At 62.1% G+C, this 16668-nt stretch carries 13 protein-coding genes; 6 read left to right on the top strand and 7 right to left on the bottom strand.

The window, feature by feature from the left end:
* Positions 1-19 precede the first annotated feature (19 nt).
* Together ACR809_RS18590 and ACR809_RS18585 are read right to left on the bottom strand one after the other, a co-directional pair.
* Positions 20-388 carry an MmcQ/YjbR family DNA-binding protein gene (locus ACR809_RS18590; RefSeq protein WP_004142557.1) on the bottom strand — a complete coding sequence of 123 codons (369 nt, stop codon included), beginning with the start codon at positions 386-388 and terminating at the stop codon, positions 20-22.
* Positions 388-969, bottom strand: a complete 582-nt coding sequence (locus ACR809_RS18585; RefSeq protein ID WP_004176968.1) for a TetR/AcrR family transcriptional regulator — start codon at positions 967-969, stop codon at positions 388-390. The genes ACR809_RS18590 and ACR809_RS18585 overlap by 1 nt, the downstream gene beginning before the upstream one ends.
* 179 nt (positions 970-1148) lie before the next feature.
* Here ACR809_RS18585 and ACR809_RS18580 point away from each other — a divergent pair, with 179 nt between their 5' ends.
* Both ACR809_RS18580 and ACR809_RS18575 read left to right on the top strand, forming a co-directional pair.
* Entirely contained in the window at positions 1149-2264 is a 1116-nt protein-coding gene (locus tag ACR809_RS18580; RefSeq protein ID WP_012737592.1) for an MBL fold metallo-hydrolase, read from the top strand.
* 30 nt (positions 2265-2294) lie between these two features.
* Entirely contained in the window at positions 2295-2636 is a 342-nt protein-coding gene (locus tag ACR809_RS18575; protein ID WP_002893035.1) for a RamA family antibiotic efflux transcriptional regulator, read from the top strand.
* A gap of 17 nt (positions 2637-2653) precedes the next feature.
* Here the strand turns inward: ACR809_RS18575 and ACR809_RS18570 are convergent, their stop codons facing one another.
* A complete protein-coding gene (locus ACR809_RS18570) occupies positions 2654-2902 on the bottom strand; it encodes a DUF1158 domain-containing protein (RefSeq protein WP_002893037.1) in 249 nt (82 codons plus the stop codon).
* 502 nt (positions 2903-3404) lie between these two features.
* Between ACR809_RS18570 and ACR809_RS18565 the strand changes: the two genes are divergently transcribed.
* From ACR809_RS18565 to ACR809_RS18555, 3 genes are read left to right on the top strand one after another with little or no spacing between them, the layout of a single operon-like run.
* Complete coding sequence (locus ACR809_RS18565) at positions 3405-6128, top strand: cation-transporting P-type ATPase (protein WP_032419261.1); 2724 nt, start codon at positions 3405-3407, stop codon at positions 6126-6128.
* A 52-nt stretch (positions 6129-6180) separates the two neighbouring features.
* Positions 6181-7260, top strand: a complete 1080-nt coding sequence (locus tag ACR809_RS18560) for an efflux RND transporter periplasmic adaptor subunit (RefSeq protein ID WP_042939223.1) — start codon at positions 6181-6183, stop codon at positions 7258-7260.
* A 13-nt stretch (positions 7261-7273) separates the two neighbouring features.
* Positions 7274-10366, top strand: a complete 3093-nt coding sequence (locus ACR809_RS18555) for an efflux RND transporter permease subunit (protein WP_117243194.1) — start codon at positions 7274-7276, stop codon at positions 10364-10366.
* Between the two features lie 348 nt (positions 10367-10714).
* Here ACR809_RS18555 and ACR809_RS18550 read toward each other — a convergent pair whose 3' ends face one another.
* The 3 genes from ACR809_RS18550 to ACR809_RS18540 all read right to left on the bottom strand — a co-directional run bounded on the left by ACR809_RS18550 (position 10715) and on the right by ACR809_RS18540 (position 13627).
* On the bottom strand, positions 10715-11434 hold the full coding sequence (locus ACR809_RS18550; protein WP_004176956.1) for a phosphodiester glycosidase family protein: 720 nt from the start codon (positions 11432-11434) through the stop codon (positions 10715-10717).
* Between the two features lie 47 nt (positions 11435-11481).
* Complete coding sequence (locus tag ACR809_RS18545; RefSeq protein ID WP_004176954.1) at positions 11482-12597, bottom strand: YbdK family carboxylate-amine ligase; 1116 nt, start codon at positions 12595-12597, stop codon at positions 11482-11484.
* 121 nt (positions 12598-12718) lie between these two features.
* Positions 12719-13627: a DMT family transporter gene (locus ACR809_RS18540; RefSeq protein ID WP_004214945.1), complete on the bottom strand. Its 909-nt coding sequence runs from the start codon at positions 13625-13627 to the stop codon at positions 12719-12721.
* Positions 13628-13750: 123 nt separating this feature from the next.
* Between ACR809_RS18540 and ACR809_RS18535 the strand changes: the two genes are divergently transcribed.
* A complete protein-coding gene (locus ACR809_RS18535; protein WP_020804990.1) occupies positions 13751-15085 on the top strand; it encodes an aminotransferase-like domain-containing protein in 1335 nt (444 codons plus the stop codon).
* Here the strand turns inward: ACR809_RS18535 and pdxR are convergent.
* Complete coding sequence (gene pdxR, locus ACR809_RS18530; protein WP_004191435.1) at positions 15082-16545, bottom strand: MocR-like pyridoxine biosynthesis transcription factor PdxR; 1464 nt, start codon at positions 16543-16545, stop codon at positions 15082-15084. The two genes, ACR809_RS18535 and pdxR, sit on opposite strands and share 4 nt — an antisense overlap.
* Between the last annotated feature and the right edge of the window lie 123 nt (positions 16546-16668).

Raw genomic sequence — 16668 nt, 5'->3', positions numbered from 1 at the left:
TATCGCATTTGGCTGAAAATCAGCGCGGACGCAGGCGCTGCTGGGCCTTTTTACTCAGCTTGTTCACCACCTGATGCCACGAATCGTCAATCAGCTCGGCCAGCAGATCCTCGCTGATATCCTCTCCTGGCACCACCGTGATCCAGTGTTTCTTGTTCATATGGTAGCCGGGTTCGATACTGCGATAAATTTGCTGATTCAGCAGCGACTTCTGCGGCTCGGCCTTGAGATTGACCAGCGCCCGCCCGCGAATAGTCATGGTGATCATAAAGATGCGGCCGTCGACCTTAAACACGTCGTACTCTGGCCCAAAGGGCCAGCAGTGTTCGGTAAACGGGTAGGTCAGGGCGATACGGTGAGCGCAGGGATGCAGTGTTTCCGGCGTCATTAGGCGTCCGCCTCATGCAGGGCGTGCCACATGGCTTCAAAGCCGAGGGCGATAATCTCCCGGGCGCGCTGCGGATCGTGGCTGGCGAATTCGATGGTGGTTTCCGCCAGCGACAGAAACAGGGCGTCGCCAAAGGCGCGGTACGCCTCGCTGAGGAATATCTCTTTCACCGACAGCTGGCACATTTCGTTGAGCTCCGGAAAGCTCTCTTTTACCTGGCGGCGGGTTTCGTCGGTGATGCGCTCGCTGAGCGCCATCCGGCGGATCGCTTTGTGCTCCATCGGGTTGCGCACGCCCCAGTCGATATAGCTGTTCCAGATATTGCGCGCGTTCTCTTTCGGGCGCTTCTCGTCCGGATCCAGCCCGGCGATCATTGTGCGCACCAGGCGCAGCTTAATCGCGAGGTACAGCTCGTTGAGCAACTCATCCTTGGTGGCGAAATAGCGAAACAGCGTTCCCTCGGCCACACCGGCGCTGCGGGCGATGGCCGACGTCGAGGCGGCTATGCCGGACTGGGCGAAAGCCGCGGTGGCAGCTTCCAGTAACGCTTGCTTTTTATCTTCACTCTTTGGACGAGCCACTACTTTTTTCCTCACGCAGGTTTAAACAAACCGCCGATCTTGGCACGTCTGACCAGGTCGCTGCAACGGCGGAACGCAAAAATTGAAAATCGTCTTGACGACTTTCATCGCTTTCCTAATAATGAGTGCGTACTCACTCATAATCAAGTTATATCATAAAGCCTCCGGGATGGGGGCTTTTGTCTGGTCAGGATATGAACCGTGTCACTTTCAGCGTGGTCGCCATCATGTTACTCGCAGCAGCAACGACATTGCCGTTTGTTCTTAATGCCGGTTTTGGTAAAGCGCCGCAGGGGGCACAGCTTAGCCAGGTGGAAGCGTCTCCCCACTACCGGGACGGCCAGTTCCATAACCAATTGCCCACGCCAGGGTTCACCGGGCAGAAAAATATGCTGGCGGCGTGGTGGGATTTCCTGATGACCAAACGGGAAAACGCCCGTCCCGCGCAACCGCTGCCGCTGGTGAAAACCGATCTGGCGACGCTGCCCCTCGGGCAGGACGTGATGGTCTGGCTCGGCCACTCCTCCTGGTACCTGCAGCTGGCGGGAAAACGCATCCTGATCGACCCGGTGTTCAGCGATTACGCGGCGCCGTTCTCCTTTATCAATAAAGCCTTCCCCGGCGACTATCCGTGGCGGGCGGAAGGGATGCCGGAGATCGATCTGCTGATCATCTCCCACGATCACTACGACCATCTGGATTACGCCACCATTCGCGCCTTACTGCCGAAAATTAAGCGGGTCATTACGCCGCTGGGGGTCGGATCGCATCTGCGCTACTGGGGAATGGACGGGGCGCTGATTACCGAAGCGGACTGGCAGCAGGCGGTACCGGCCAGCGACGAGCTCACCGTCCACGTGCTGCCGGCGCGGCACTTTTCCGGCCGTGGGCTGAAGCGTAACCAGACGCTGTGGGCCAGTTTTCTGTTCGTTACCCGGCAGCAAAAGATTTATTACAGCGGCGACAGCGGGTATGGGCCGCACTTTAAAGCGATAGGCGATGAGTTCGGTCCGGTCGATCTGGCGATCATGGAGAACGGGCAGTATGACCAGGACTGGAAATATATCCACATGATGCCGGATGAAACGGCTCAGGCTGCCGACGACCTGCGCGCTCGCGCGGTGCTGCCTGGGCATGCAGGACGATTCGTTTTGGCGAAACACAGCTGGGATGAACCGTATCAACGGCTGGCGGCTGCCAGCGAAGGAAGGGCCTGGCGTCTGCTGACGCCTGTGCAGGGCGAGCCGGTGTGGGTCGCCGATAAGACGCAATCATTTAACGCCTGGTGGCGCTAAGCGCCAGTGCAGTATCAGAGGAGAGAGCATATGACGATTTCCGCTCAGGTGATTGATACTATCGTCGAGTGGATTGATGATAACCTGCATCAACCGCTGCGTATTGATGATATCGCTCGCCATGCCGGGTATTCGAAATGGCATCTGCAACGGCTGTTTTTACAGTACAAAGGGGAGAGCCTGGGGCGCTATATTCGCGAAAGGAAGCTGCTGCTGGCCGCCCGCGATCTGCGCGACACCGATCAGCGGGTCTACGATATCTGCCTGAAGTATGGCTTCGATTCGCAACAGACCTTTACCCGCGTCTTTACCCGTACCTTCAATCAGCCGCCGGGCGCCTACCGCAAAGAGAACCACAGTCGCGCCCACTGAGGCGCGCCTCTCCTGGTTTACCGCTCGAGGGAAAACCAGCGACGCCACACCCAGCGCAGCACCAGATACTCAATGGCGCCCAGCGCTAAGAACCACAGACAAAACAGCACCGTATAGAGCTGGTTGAGATCCATCATATGGAATGTCTCAACCAGCTTTTGCGCCAGCGTCAGGCCCAGCGAAGGCGCGGGCAACAGCAGACAGGAGAGCAGGGCCAGCAGTAAGATCCCGGCGGCGGAGAGCAGCGTTTCCAGTGGATGTTTCATGTCATGTTAATCATCAGTTAAAAAACATATTGTCCGGTAAAATAATGCTTAACGCAATATGCTTTGTTTTTTTACTCGCTATAACACGACTATTTTAAATATTATCGCCTGCCTTTCGCTCTCATGTTAATTAATCTGAAATAGTTTGTAATTAAGTTAATTTCAGCCGGGTGTAAATTAACGTCATTATTATGCCAGCGCTTTTACAAAACTGTAAGTGCTATATCCCACCAGCGTAGCAATGATGATGGCTAGCGCGATGTACAGCGCCAGACGGCGCCCGCGGTAGATTCCAAACATATTTTACCTCGTTTAGTTTTGGTTTATTAATATTCTGTAATAGTTGGTTTGTGGAATTAACTTATCACAAAATTTTTATTTTGCGAAAAATTTAGACTTGTATTGGTTCACATTTTTATCGGCATTTTTGCCCTCTTTTACTTCATTGGCCAGGAATGATTTCAGGCTTTCCGACTCACGGAATTTATAAGGAAAATGTAAATTGACCAAGATGAATAACCCAAAGTTTACGACGCCCTCGGGCGACACCGCGCCACGGCAGGTCTGGCAGCAGACCGTTGACGCAGTGCTGGCGCAGACCAAAAGCCAGGCCGCTGGGTTAAGTTCCGCAGACGCCGCCGAGCGCCTGAATACCTGTGGGCCGAATGCGCTGCCGGAAAAGAAAGGCAAACCGGGCTGGCTGCGCTTTCTCGCCCACTTTAACGACGTACTGATTTACGTGCTGCTGGCCGCCGCGGCGCTGACCGCCATCATGGGGCACTGGGTCGATACCCTGGTGATCCTCGGCGTGACGGTGATTAACGCCCTGATCGGTCATATCCAGGAGAGCAACGCCGAAAAATCGCTGCAGGGGATCCGCAACATGCTCTCCAGCGATGCCCGCGTCCAGCGTAACGGCAAGCATGAGACTATCCCGACGCGCGACCTGGTTCCGGGGGATATCGTTATCCTGCGCGCCGGCGACCGCGTGCCGGCGGATATGCGCCTGATTGAAACCCACAACCTGCGGGTGGAAGAGGCGATCCTCACCGGCGAGTCGACGGTGGTGGATAAAATCACCGACGCGCTGGAGGGCGATCTGCCGCTGGGCGACCGGGTGAACATGGTCTTTTCCGGGACCACCGTCAGCGCCGGCGGCGGCGTCGGCGTGGTGACCGCCACCGGCGCGCAGACCGAACTCGGCCATATCAACCAGATGATGGCGGGTATTGAGAAGCACCGTACCCCGCTGCTGGTGCAGATGGATAAGCTCGGCAAAGCGATTTTCGCCATTATTCTCGCCATGATGGTGGCGCTGTTTATCTTCAGCCTCGCGCTGCGGGATATCCCGATGGGCGAGCTGCTGCTGTCGCTGATTAGCCTGGCGGTAGCCGCGGTACCGGAAGGACTGCCGGCGATCATCTCGATTATTCTGTCGCTCGGCGTGCAGACGATGGCGCGCAAGCGGGCGATTATTCGTAAGCTGCCGACCGTGGAAACCCTCGGCGCCATGACCGTGGTCTGCTCGGATAAAACCGGCACCCTGACGATGAACGAAATGACCGTCAAAGCGATCATCACCGCCGACTGCTGCTATCGGGTGGAAGGCGACAGCTACGAGCCGCAGGGGCGGATCTTCCTCGAGGGGAGCGATGAGCCCGTGCAGGTTCAGCCCGGCACCGTGCTGGAGACCTGGCTGCGCACCATCGACCTGTGTAACGACAGCCAGCTTACCCAGGATGAGCGCGGTCTGTGGGGGATCACCGGCGGGCCGACCGAAGGGGCGCTTAAAGTGCTGGCGGCGAAAGCGCAGCTCCCGGCGGTGGAGGCCCGTCTGGTGGCCAAGATCCCCTTTGACTCGCAGTACAAATATATGTCGACCCTGCAGCACATCGATGGCGATGCCCGGGTGCTGATCACCGGTGCGCCGGACGTTATCTTCGCCATGTGCCGCGAGCAGATGAGCCGCCACGGCGCGGTGCCGTTCGAGGCGCAGTACTGGGAAGAGGAGATGGCGCGCTTCGCCCGTCAGGGACTGCGGATGGTGGCGGCGGCCTGTAAGCCGGCCAGCCTTGATGCCACCACCCTCAACCATGAGGACCTGCAGGAGGGGCTGATTTTCCTCGGCATCGCCGGGATGATGGATCCCCCGCGTCCGGAAGCCATTGACGCCATCCACGCCTGCCAGACCGCCGGCATCCGCGTGAAAATGATCACCGGCGACCACCCGCAGACGGCGATGAGCATCGGCCAGATGCTGGGGATCACCAACAGCAGCCAGGCCATGACCGGCTACCAGCTGGAGCACATGGACGATGCGGCGCTGGCGAAGGCGGCGGTGGAGTACGACATCTTTGCCCGTACCAGCCCGGAGCATAAGCTGCGCCTGGTGAAAGCCCTGCAGGATAACGGCGAAGTGGTCGGCATGACCGGCGACGGCGTCAACGACGCGCCGGCGCTGCGCCAGGCCGACGTGGGTATCGCCATGGGTATCAAAGGCACCGAAGTCACCAAAGAGGCGGCCGACATGGTGTTAACCGATGATAACTTCGCCACCATCGCCAGCTCGGTAAAAGAGGGCCGTCGGGTCTATGACAACCTGAAGAAGACCATCCTCTTCATCATGCCGACCAACCTGGCGCAGGGGCTGCTGATCATCATCGCCCTGCTGGCGGGGAACATTATTCCGCTGACCCCGGTGCTGATCCTGTGGATGAACATGGCGACGTCGGCGACGCTCTCCTTCGGCCTGGCCTTTGAGGCCGCAGAGCGCAACGTGATGAACCGTCCGCCGCGTAAAACCGGCCAGCATGTGATGGATGGTTTCGCCGTGTGGCGAGTGGCTTTCGTCGGGTCGATGATCGCGATTGCCGCCTTTATCCTTGAGGCCTGGCTGGCGCCGCGCGGCCACAGTCCGGAGTTTATCCGCACCGTGCTGCTGCAGATGCTGGTGACGGCGCAGTGGGTCTACATGATCAACTGCCGCAGCAGCGACAGCTTCTCCCTGAGCATGGGTCTGCTGCGCAACAAAGGCATCTGGCTGGTGACCGGCGTCCTGCTGCTGATGCAGCTGGTCATTATCTATGTCCCGCTGATGCAGAGCATGTTTGGTACGGAAGCGCTGCCGCTGCGCTACTGGTTTGTCACTCTGGTCATCGGCGTCGCCATGTTCCTGGTGGTGGAAGTCGAGAAGCGTCTGACGCGCCGGTTCCGCAAAACGGCCTGAACAATCTCGCGCGCCTCGCTGCAGGCGCGCGTTACTGTCGCAAGGATCCTCTATGATTAAAACCTTCCGCTTTGCTCTGCTGGCCTGCGGTCTGGTCGGCGGCGCCCTGACGGCGACCGCCGCGCCGGCGGTGCCGGTCCGCGTCGCCACGGTTGAACTGGCTCCTCATGCTGAAGAACGCGCTATCCCCGGGCGGGTCGAGGCGATCCGCGCCGTCGACATTCGCGCGCGCACCGAAGGGGTGATTGTTCAGCGCCACTTCCAGGACGGGCAGTATGTTACCGAAGGCGACCTGCTGTTTACCCTCGACGACGCGCAGCCCCGCGCGGCGCTGGCTCTGGCGCAGGCCGAGCTGAAAAGCGCCGAAGCCTCATTACGTCAGTCGCAGCAGTTGCTCACTCGCTACGAGCGGCTTATCAACAATCACTCCATCAGCCGCAACGACGTCGATACGGCCCGGATGCAGCGCGACGTCGCCGCCGCTGCCGTGCAGCAGGCCAAAGCCCGCGTCGAGGCCCAGCGGATAGTGCTCAGCTACACCCGGATTGCGGCGCCGGTGACCGGTCGCGTGGGCCATAGCGCCTTTCACGTCGGGACGCTGGTCAATCCGTCCAGCGGCGTGCTGGTGGACATTGTGCAGTTGGATCCGGTGCGGGTCTCGTTCGCCCTCGACGAAGCCGCGTTTTTCAGCAAAACCGGCCAGCACGCCGATATCCACGCTCTGAAGCAGGCGTGGCTGGCGCAGATTGAGGTTGATGGTAAACGGCGCGACGGGGTGTTGACCTCTATCGATAACCGGATCGACGCCCGCACCGGCAGCGTAGCGGTGCGGGCCGAGTTCGCCAATCCGCAGCACCGTCTGCTGCCGGGGGGCAGCGTGACGATCCTGTTCCGTCCGCAGGAACTGCCGTCGCGAGTGATGGTCCCTGCTGCCGCCGTGCAGCAGGATCCGCAGGGCTTTTTCAGCTGGGTGCTGAAGCCGGACCACACCGCCGGGCAGCGTCGTCTGACCCTCGCGGGGCAGCAGGGGCAGCAGTTTGCGGTCGAGAAAGGGCTGCAGGCGGGCGAGCAGGTGATCACCGACGGCGCGCAGCGGTTGCGCGAAGGCGCCGCGGTGCAGGTGCTGAACTAGCTAAGGAGAAGGGATGCTGACCTTTTTTATCCGTCGTCCGCGATTTGCCATGGTGATCGCGCTGCTGCTGGCCTTTGTCGGCGCGGTGTCGCTGAAGCTGATCCCGGTGGAGCAGTACCCGGCGATCACCCCCCCGGTGGTGAACGTCAGCGCCAGCTGGCCGGGCGCCAGCGCGTCAGACGTGGCGGAAGCCATCGCCGCCCCGCTGGAGACCCAGCTCAACGGCGTCGATCATATGCTGTATATGGAGTCCACCAGCTCGGATGAGGGGACGTACCGCCTGAGCATAACCTTCGCGGCGGGCACCGATGCCGACCTGGCGGCGATCGACGTGCAAAACCGGGTGGCGCAGGCGCTGGCGCAGCTCCCGGCGGAGGTGCAGCAGAATGGCGTCCAGGTGCGCAAGCGCGCCAGCAATCTGCTTATGGGGGTAAGCCTCTACTCACCGCTGGGCACGCTGTCGCCGCTGTTTGTCAGCAACTACGCCAGCACCCAGGTGCGCGAGGCGCTGGCCCGCCTGCCCGGCGTCGGCGAGGTGCAGATGTTTGGCGCCCGGGATTACAGCATGCGCATCTGGCTGCGCCCGGACCGCATGAACGCGCTCAACATCACCACGGATGATGTCGCCCAGGCGCTGCGCGAGCAGAATGTGCAGGGCGCGGCGGGGCAGGTGGGCACCCCGCCGGTATTTAACGGCCAGCAGCAGACGCTGACCATCAACGGGCTGGGGCGTCTGAACGAGGCGGCCAGCTTTGGCGAGATTATCCTCCGCCGCGGCGCGCAGGGGCAGCTGGTGCGCCTCGCCGACGTGGCGACCATTGAGCTGGGCGCCCGCAGCTACAGCTCCGGCGCCCAGCTGAACGGTAAAGCGTCGGCCTATCTGGGGATCTATCCGACGCCCACCGCCAACGCCCTGCAGGTCGCCAGCGCAGTGCGTGCGGAGCTTAACCGCCTGCACACTCGCTTTCCGGCGGATCTCACCTGGGAGGTGAAGTTCGATACCACCCGCTTTGTGGCGGCGACGATCAAAGAGATCGGCGTCTCGCTGGCGCTGACCCTGCTGGCGGTGGTCGTGGTGGTGTCGCTGTTCCTGCAGAGCTGGCGGGCGACGCTGATCGTAGTGCTGGCGATCCCGGTGTCACTGATCGGCACCTTTGCGGTGCTCTATCTGCTGGGCTACAGCGCCAACACCCTCAGCCTGTTCGCGATCATTCTCGCCCTGACGATGGTGGTGGATGACGCCATTGTGGTGGTGGAGAATGTGGAAACCAAAATGGCGGAAGGGCTGGATCGCCTGCAGGCCACCGCCCAGGCGCTGCGGCAGATCGCCGGGCCGGTGATCGCCACGACCCTGGTGCTGCTGGCGGTGTTTGTGCCGGTGGCGCTGCTCCCGGGGATCGTCGGCGAGCTGTACCGGCAGTTTGCCGTGACGCTCTCCACCGCGGTGGCCCTGTCGAGCCTGGTGGCGCTAACCCTGACGCCGGCCCTCTGCGCGCTGCTGCTGCGCCCGCGTCCTGCCCGGCCGGCGGCGGTGTGGCGGGCGTTTAACCGTCTTCTCGACGGCACCCGCGACGGCTATGGCCGGCTGGTAGGCTGGATGAACCGCCGCCCCTGGCTGGCGCTGGCGGCGACGGTGGCGGCAGGCGCGCTGGTGGCGTTCAGCTTCACCTCGATGCCGAAAGGCTTCCTGCCGCAGGAAGATCAGGGTTACCTGTTTGCCAGCGTGCAGCTGCCGGAGGCGGCGTCGCTGGAGCGTACCGAAGCGGTGATGGCCCAGGCGCGCAAGCTGCTGATGGCTAACCCGGCGGTGGAGGATGTGATTCAGGTGTCCGGGTTCAACATTCTCAACGGCACCAGCGCCTCTAACGGCGGGTTTATCTCGGTAATGCTCAAGGACTGGCATCAGCGGCCGCCGCTGGATGCGGTGATGGCGGATATTCAGCGCCAGCTGCTGTCGCTACCCGAGGCGACGATCATGACCTTCGCACCGCCGACCCTGCCGGGCCTGGGCAATGCCTCGGGGTTTGATCTGCGCATCCTGGCGCAGGCCGGTCAGTCGTCGGCGGAGCTGGAGCAGGTGACGCGGGAGATCCTCCAGCTGGCGAACCAGCATCCGCAGCTGAGCCGGGTGTTTACCACCTGGAGCAGCAACGTGCCGCAGCTGACCCTGACGGTCGACCGCGACCGGGCGGCGCTGCTGGATGTGCCGGTGGCGCAGATCTTCAGCAGCCTGCAGACGGCGTTCGGCGGCACGCGCGCCGGCGATTTCAGCCGTAACAATCGTGTCTATCATGTGGTGATGCAAAATGAGATGCAGTGGCGCGAGCGGGCTGAGCAGATTAGCGAGCTGTACGTCCGCAGCCGCGACGGCGAGCGGGTGCGGCTGAGCAATCTGGTCACCATTACGCCGACGGTGGGGGCGCCGTTTATTCAGCAGTACAATCAATTCCCGTCCGTGTCGGTGAGCGGTTCAGCGGCCGAGGGGGTCAGCAGCCGCACGGCGATGGCGGCCATGGAGCAGATTTTGCAGGCCCATCTGCCGCCGGGATATGACTATGCCTGGAGCGGGATCTCCTGGCAGGAGCAGCAGACCGGCAATCAGGCGGTGTGGATCGTGCTGGCGGCGGTGGCGATGGCGTGGCTGTTTCTGGTGGCGCAGTATGAGAGCTGGACGCTGCCGGCGAGCGTCATGCTCTCGGTGCTGTTCGCCATCGGCGGAGCGCTGCTCTGGCTGTGGACCGCGGGCTATGCCAACGATGTGTATGTTCAGATAGGGCTGGTGCTGCTGATCGCCCTGGCGGCGAAGAATGCGATTCTGATCGTTGAGTTCGCCCGCAGCCGGCGCGAGGAGGGGCTGTCGATAGTCGACGCTGCGCGCGAGGGGGCTACCCGCCGCTTCCGCGCGGTAATGATGACCGCGGTGTCGTTTATTATCGGCATCATGCCGATGATGCTCGCCACCGGCGCCGGGGCGCAGAGCCGGCGGATCATCGGCACCACGGTATTCAGCGGGATGCTGGTGGCGACGATGGTTGGCATCCTGTTTATCCCGTCGCTGTATGTACTGTTTCAACGTATGCGCGAGTGGGCGCATCGGCGGGGGTAAGCGCGGCGCTACCGGTCGGTAACGGGGATACTCCAGGCTGCAACGACTACCGGGCGGTCCCCTCTCCCTTTGGGAGAGGGGTAGGGTGAGGGTGGGTTTTGCGTTCACGTTGCGTTTGGGCGTGAGCCCCGCCTTATCTGCCGACCTTCGGTTCGCCGATTTCAGCGGGAATCGGCCCTGCTGCACGCCCGTAGATTTCAGGAGCCACACCATAGCGAACAGACTCTGTAGGCCCGGTAAGCGCAGCGCCACCGGGCAAGGACATCGGGCACGGCGGCAATACCTTGCCCGGCCTGTCGTTAATTTATTCACTCTCCTGGCTGGAATGGCCGCCCCCAAACGCGCCCGCTATTTTCTCTCCACCGTTATCATGGTCACGAACGGATGATACTGCCACGGCACGCTGCCGCCTTTGCGGTACATCTTCGACAGGGTGCCGTCGAGATAAAGCATCTGCCGCACGCCAAGCTTTGACTGCGCATAGCAGGCAAAATCGTAAAAGTTGGTCTCGCGATCGCTGAGCATAAACACCACCCGGCCCTGCTTATCGATACCAACCCCGTTGCGCAGCTTGCGCGAACTGGCGGAGGGCTTCAGTCGCCAGTTGATGACGCCATTTTCAATCAGCATCGGGCCGGACTGCACCGCATAGCGGATGGCGGGAGAGGGTTTGTACGCCGGCAGCGGCACGATTTTCGCCCGGCCGTTTTCCACCAGGAATACGCCGCCGGGGCGGATAAAGAAGTTCCCGCCGCCGGCGGAGCGGTTGACCGGCGTCAGCCGTTTGCCGTCTTCGATATACAGCCCCAGCGGCGCGTAGGCCTTATCGTAAATGCCGCCGTTCATCGCCATCTGCACTCGGCCGTCGCCATCGATACCCGCCAGCAGCGAACGCAGGGAACCCCAGGCTTTGCCGTGCCGATCCTGCCAGTACATCGCAATGCGCTCTTTCTGCGCATCCACCCGATAGCTCTGCAGGGTCAGCGTCGGGTCGGTGAGGGTACAGGCGGCGCTGGCGACGGCGGCCAGGGGCAGCAGCGCCAGAGGGAGCAGGCAACGTAATAACATGGGCAGTCCTTTCTATAGTCTGCGCCGAGTATACCCGCCTCGCTGCCTTATGCCGCCCAAATCTCACAGTGTTTTTGCACCAGCCCGGAAAGCGAACCGCCGTTGGCGATAAAGTCGCGCATCTGCTGCGCCTCGCTGTGCGGCGATTTCGCCTGGCGAACCACCGCCTCCAGCGCTGCCGTCGCCTTCAGCTGATGGGCGAAAGGGGCCAGCCGGTCGGCGAGCTGCAGGATCTCCTGGCGGATGCTGCGCTGCTCCCCGCTGCGCACGTCGGTGAGGGTCCCGTCCAGCCCGTAGCGGCAGGCCTGATAGCGGTTAAAGGGGTACAGCAGATAATCATCAGGCTGGTGCTTAAAAGGGCGCTCCGTCAACAGCCAGCAGGCCAGGGTCTGAATAAAGCCGGCGATGTGGATCGCCTGGGCAAGGGTCAAGGGGGTGTCCATCACCCGCACCTCGACGGTACCAAACTGCGGGCTGGGGCGAATATCCCAGTGCAGATCCTTCATGCTGTCGATCATGCTGGTGTAGCTCAGCTGGCGGAACAGGCGACGAAACCCCTGCCAGTCGGCCACCCACGGCATCGGACCGTTGTCGGGATAGGAGGAGAAGCGGTTCAGGCGTGAACAGGCGAAGCGGCTGTCGGTACTGTCAAACCACGGTGAGGCGGCGTTAAGGGCGATGAAGTGCGGTACAAAGCGCGACAGGCCATGCAGCAGATAGATGGCGTCGTCACCGCTCTGGCAGCCGACGTGCACATGCTGGCCAAAGACCGTCGCCTGCTGTGCCAGATAGCCAAAATGCTCGACGGTTTTGACATAGCGCGGGTTATCGCTGATTTGCTGGCGCTGCCAGGCATGAAAGGGGTGGGAACCGCCGCCGCAGATCTGCAGATGATGGCGCAGCGCCGCGCGCTGGACCGCCTGCTGGATGGCGCTGAGCTGGATTTGCGCATGGCTGATGTCGCGGCACACCCCGGTGGCGATCTCCAGCATGCTCTCGGTGATGTCGTGTTTGGCTTCTCCCACGGTCAGCTCATGCTGGACGTCGGCAATCAGCGTCGAGGCATCCTGGCTGAGGTCGTAACCCGGCGGGTTCACCACCTGCAGCTCCAGTTCGATACCGAGGGTAAAAGGATCGGAGCGGTGAAAATCGGCTAAAGGCATAGTCTCTCCCGGTCGATGTGTTCCCTGAAGTATATACCCGTCACACATTTACGTTGGCTTTGCTACGCAGCTTATCCATTCGCCTCGCGCCGCATCCCGCGATATTAGGCGACGCGTCAGGTCAATTGTTGCCCCCGTTCTCTTCGCCAACCCGCTGGCGGCCAAATTTGCGCGAGCCCACCACGCACAGCACCACGCCCAGCGTAACCGCCAGCATCAAAGGGCTGACGGTTTCGTGCAACAGCGCCGCCGACAGGCCAAGTCCGAAGAACGGCTGCAATAGCTGGAGCTGGCCGACGGCGGCGATCCCGCCCGCGGCCAGCCCTTTGTACCAAAAGATGAAACCGATCAGCATGCTGAACAGCGACACATAGCCGAGCGCCGCCCAGGAGGAGGCCGAGATGGCATGCCAGGATGCGGGCTGAACCAGCAGCGAGGCGGGGAGCATCAACGGCAGGGCAATCACCAGCGCCCAGCAGATCACCTGCCAGCCGCCGAGCTCCCGCGTCAGCTTCGCCCCTTCCGCATAGCCGAGGCCGCAGACGATAACCGCCGCCAGCATCAGCAGATCGCCGCTGAGTGAGGCCGCCGCATTTTGCGTCAGGGCGAATCCCACCACCAGCAGGCTGCCCAGCAGCGAAAAGATCCAGAAAGCCCGCCGCGGGCGTTCGCCGCCGCGCAGTACGCCAAAGAGGGCGGTCATCAGCGGCAGCAGGCCAATAAACACAATCGAATGCGCCGAGGTGATGCGCTGCAGGGCCAGCGCCGTGAGTAGCGGAAAGCCGAGCACCACCCCGGATGAGACGATGATCAGGGACACAAGCTGCGCCAGGCGCGGGCGTTTCTGGCGAAAGCCCACCAGCAGCGCGATGGCAAGCAGCCCGGCGATAGAGGCGCGCAGAAAGGTCAATAACAACGGATCCATATCCTGCACCGCCAGCCGCGTCGCGGGCAGCGAACCGCTGAAAATGATCACCCCCAGTAAACCATGAAGCCATCCGGACCAGGGGCCGGGCGCCGATTTATCCATTATTGAATCTACCACGTTAACCTCGCGTTATCAGATGTGCTGTGCCCGCTTGAGCATCGTCTGCGGCGATGGTAATGTGCCCAATCTAATACAATCAAATTATTGTCATAGATACATTTCACGATGAAAGCCCGATATAAAGCCGTTGTCGACCGATATGCGCAGGCGATCCGCAGCGGGCAGCTGCCCGCCGGCAGCCGTCTGCCGACGCACCGTACCCTTGCCGCCGGGGAGCGCATCTCGCTGGCCACCGCCACGCGCGTCTACCGTGAACTGGAAGAGATGGGGCTGGTTAGCGGCGAAACCGGCCGCGGCACCTTCGTGCGCGACCTCTCGCTGCCTCCGGGGCACGGGGTCGATCAGCAGGTGGTCGCCGCCGATGTCGTGGATCTCAATTTCAACTACCCTTCGCTGCCGGAGCAGGGCGATGCGCTGCGCGAGGCGCTCAGGCAGCTGGCGATGGCGGGCGATATTGACTCGCATCTGCGCTATCAGCCTCATGCAGGGCGGCTCGCCGAGCGGGACATTATCGCCCGCCATTTGACCTGCCAGCACTTTGCGCCGGACGCGGAAAATGTCCTGATCGTCAACGGCGCACAGCACGGGCTGGCGGTGACCGTCATGGGGCTGTTACGTCCGGGGGATGTGGTGGCGGTGGATGCGCTGACCTATTCGGGCTTCAAGGTTCTGGCGGCGCTGTATCATCTGGAGCTGGCGGCGATCCCCTGTCGACCGGAGGGACCGGACCTGCAGGCGCTTCAGACGCTGTGCCAGCAGCGGCGGGTGCGGGCGGTGTATACCATGCCGACGCTGCACAATCCGCTGGGCTGGGTGCTCAACACCGGGCAGCGACAGGCGCTGGCCGATCTTGCGCGCCAGCACGATCTGCTGATTATTGAAGATGCCGCCTACGCCCGGCTGGTGAGCCGTCCGCCGCCGCCGGTGGTCAGCTATGCGCCGGAAAGAACGGTGTATGTCACCGGATTTTCAAAAAATATCGCCACCGGACTGCGCGTGGGCGTGGTGATTTCTCCGCCGCGCTATCGGCCGGAGATTGAGCGCGCCATCCGGGCCACGACGTGGAATACGCCGACGCTGATAAGTTCGCTGATCTGCGCCTGGATTGAAGATGGCACGGTGGCGCGCTTTGAAACGCAGAAACGCCAGGATGCGCGACAGCGACAGCAGGTGGCCCGCGAGGTGCTTTGTGGGCTTCCCGTCGTCAGTCATCCCGATTCGTACTTCGTCTGGCTGCCGCTGGGTGAAGAGAGCCGAGCCGATCGGCTGGCGAATGCGCTGATGGAACGCCGCATTTCGGTATCGACCGCCGAGCCGTTCTGCGTCTCCGCCACGATCCCGCAGGCGTTGCGCATTGCGCTCGGATCGGTGCCTTTCGACAGCCTGCGCCCGGCGCTGCTCAGCGTGCGCGACGCCGTTGAGTATGAACAATACCGCTAACCCATCTGCTCCAGCTGGCCGCGCAGGACCTCCACCCCCTGGGCGATGGCGTCAGGGTTAATGGCGTGGAATCCCATGCGAAAATAGTTATCCGGCGGCGCGGCGTTAAGAAAATGGCGCGCCCCGGGCTCAATCAGCACGCCGGCGTGGGCGGCGCGCCAGGTGAGCTGCTGGGTGTTGATCTGCGCCGGGGTCTGCAGCCAGAAGGCGTTAGCATGTTCGCTCCCCGCCAGCGCGCGACACGACGGCAGATAGCGCTGCAGGGCGGCGTGCAGACGCTCCCAGCGCTGGGCGGAGTCATAGTGGTAGCGCCGCAGATGGGTCTCATAATGGCCCTGTGCAAGGAAGTGGGCCATCTGGTACTGAATGTTGGTCGGCGGATGGCGATAGACCAGCCGGCGCAGGGCGCGCGCCTCGTCGATCAGGTCCGGGTCGGCGACCATAAACCCCAACCGCAGCCCCGGTGACAGCGCTTTTGACAGGCTGCTGACATACACCACCCGGCCGCTGCGATCGCTGGCCTTCAGCGCCGGCAGCGGGTTGAGGGTAAAGTTACTCTCCGAGTCATAATCATCTTCAATAATGACCGCGTCATGGCGGGCGGCATGCTCCAGCAGCTGGCGACGCCGCGCACTGCTCATGGTCACCCCGGTGGGCACCTGATGACCTGGAGTGACATAGTAGTAATCGCAGGGACGCTCATTAAGCACGATCCCCTCTTCATCCACCGGGTGCGGCACCACCTCGGCGTCGGCGAGCAGAAAGGTGTTGATGGCTTCGCGGAAGCAGGGGTTTTCGACGCCAATGCGGGTGGTGGAAGAGAGCAGCAGTCGGGTCAGCAGGTAGAGGGCATTTTGCGAGCCAAGGGTGATGAGAATTTCATCCGGCGCGGCGACAATGCCGCGCTTGGGCAGCACCCGGGTGCGGATCTGCTCGATCAGCATCGGCACATCCTGGTCAATATGGTCGATGACCCACGCCGGGTCGCGCACCCCGCCGTGCAGCCAGTTCGCCGCCGAGCGCCAGGTGGCCAGCGGGAATTGCCGGGTATCGGGCTGGCCGTAGATAAACGGGTAGCGGTAGTGCATCCAGCCCGCCGGTTTGAGGATCGACTCCTGCTGGCTGGGGGTCATCTGCAGCCGGTCGCCCCAGCGTGGTGCAGCCGCTTCGCGCTGCGGTGCACTCTCGACGGCGGCAGGCGAAGCTTCATGATAGTCGGGATGCAGGTAGTAACCGCTGCGTGGGCGGCTAATCAGGTAGCCCTCGTTGACCAGACTTTCAAACACCAGCGCGGTGGTGTTACGCGAGACGCGAAGCTGGCTGGCCAGCTGGCGACAGGAGGGCAGCGGGGTGTCGGCGGCGAAGATCCCGCTGAGAATGGCATTCACCAGCGTCTCTCGCACCTGTTCCTGCAAACCGCGGCCAGGCTGAAAATCAACGTGTAACAGGTGACGGATCATACGGGGCTCCTCTGGCAATAACGCATTGCGACCACCCGTTACACTCAGCAAATTCCATACCACCCTGCCGCCATCTGACACAGCGATGCGGCCCATCTGGCTCTATACGGAATTGAAAAACGC

This window comes from Klebsiella sp. CD33 (genome assembly GCF_051992865.1).
GTDB lineage: Bacteria > Pseudomonadota > Gammaproteobacteria > Enterobacterales > Enterobacteriaceae > Klebsiella > Klebsiella pneumoniae.
This window is presented reverse-complemented; position numbering and strand designations above follow the sequence as displayed.

Excerpts from the sequence above, each read along its gene's own strand:
- ACR809_RS18590 (WP_004142557.1), bottom strand. The coding sequence starts at position 388 with ATGACGCCGGAAACACTGCATCCCTGCGCTCACCGTATCGCCCTGACC.
- ACR809_RS18575 (WP_002893035.1), top strand. The coding sequence starts at position 2,295 with ATGACGATTTCCGCTCAGGTGATTGATACTATCGTCGAGTGGATTGAT.
- ACR809_RS18570 (WP_002893037.1), bottom strand. The coding sequence starts at position 2,902 with ATGAAACATCCACTGGAAACGCTGCTCTCCGCCGCCGGGATCTTACTG.
- ACR809_RS18560 (WP_042939223.1), top strand. The coding sequence starts at position 6,181 with ATGATTAAAACCTTCCGCTTTGCTCTGCTGGCCTGCGGTCTGGTCGGC.
- ACR809_RS18555 (WP_117243194.1), top strand. The coding sequence starts at position 7,274 with ATGCTGACCTTTTTTATCCGTCGTCCGCGATTTGCCATGGTGATCGCG.
- ACR809_RS18550 (WP_004176956.1), bottom strand. The coding sequence starts at position 11,434 with ATGTTATTACGTTGCCTGCTCCCTCTGGCGCTGCTGCCCCTGGCCGCC.
- ACR809_RS18545 (WP_004176954.1), bottom strand. The coding sequence starts at position 12,597 with ATGCCTTTAGCCGATTTTCACCGCTCCGATCCTTTTACCCTCGGTATC.
- ACR809_RS18540 (WP_004214945.1), bottom strand. The coding sequence starts at position 13,627 with ATGGATAAATCGGCGCCCGGCCCCTGGTCCGGATGGCTTCATGGTTTA.
- ACR809_RS18535 (WP_020804990.1), top strand. The coding sequence starts at position 13,751 with ATGAAAGCCCGATATAAAGCCGTTGTCGACCGATATGCGCAGGCGATC.
- pdxR (WP_004191435.1), bottom strand. The coding sequence starts at position 16,545 with ATGATCCGTCACCTGTTACACGTTGATTTTCAGCCTGGCCGCGGTTTG.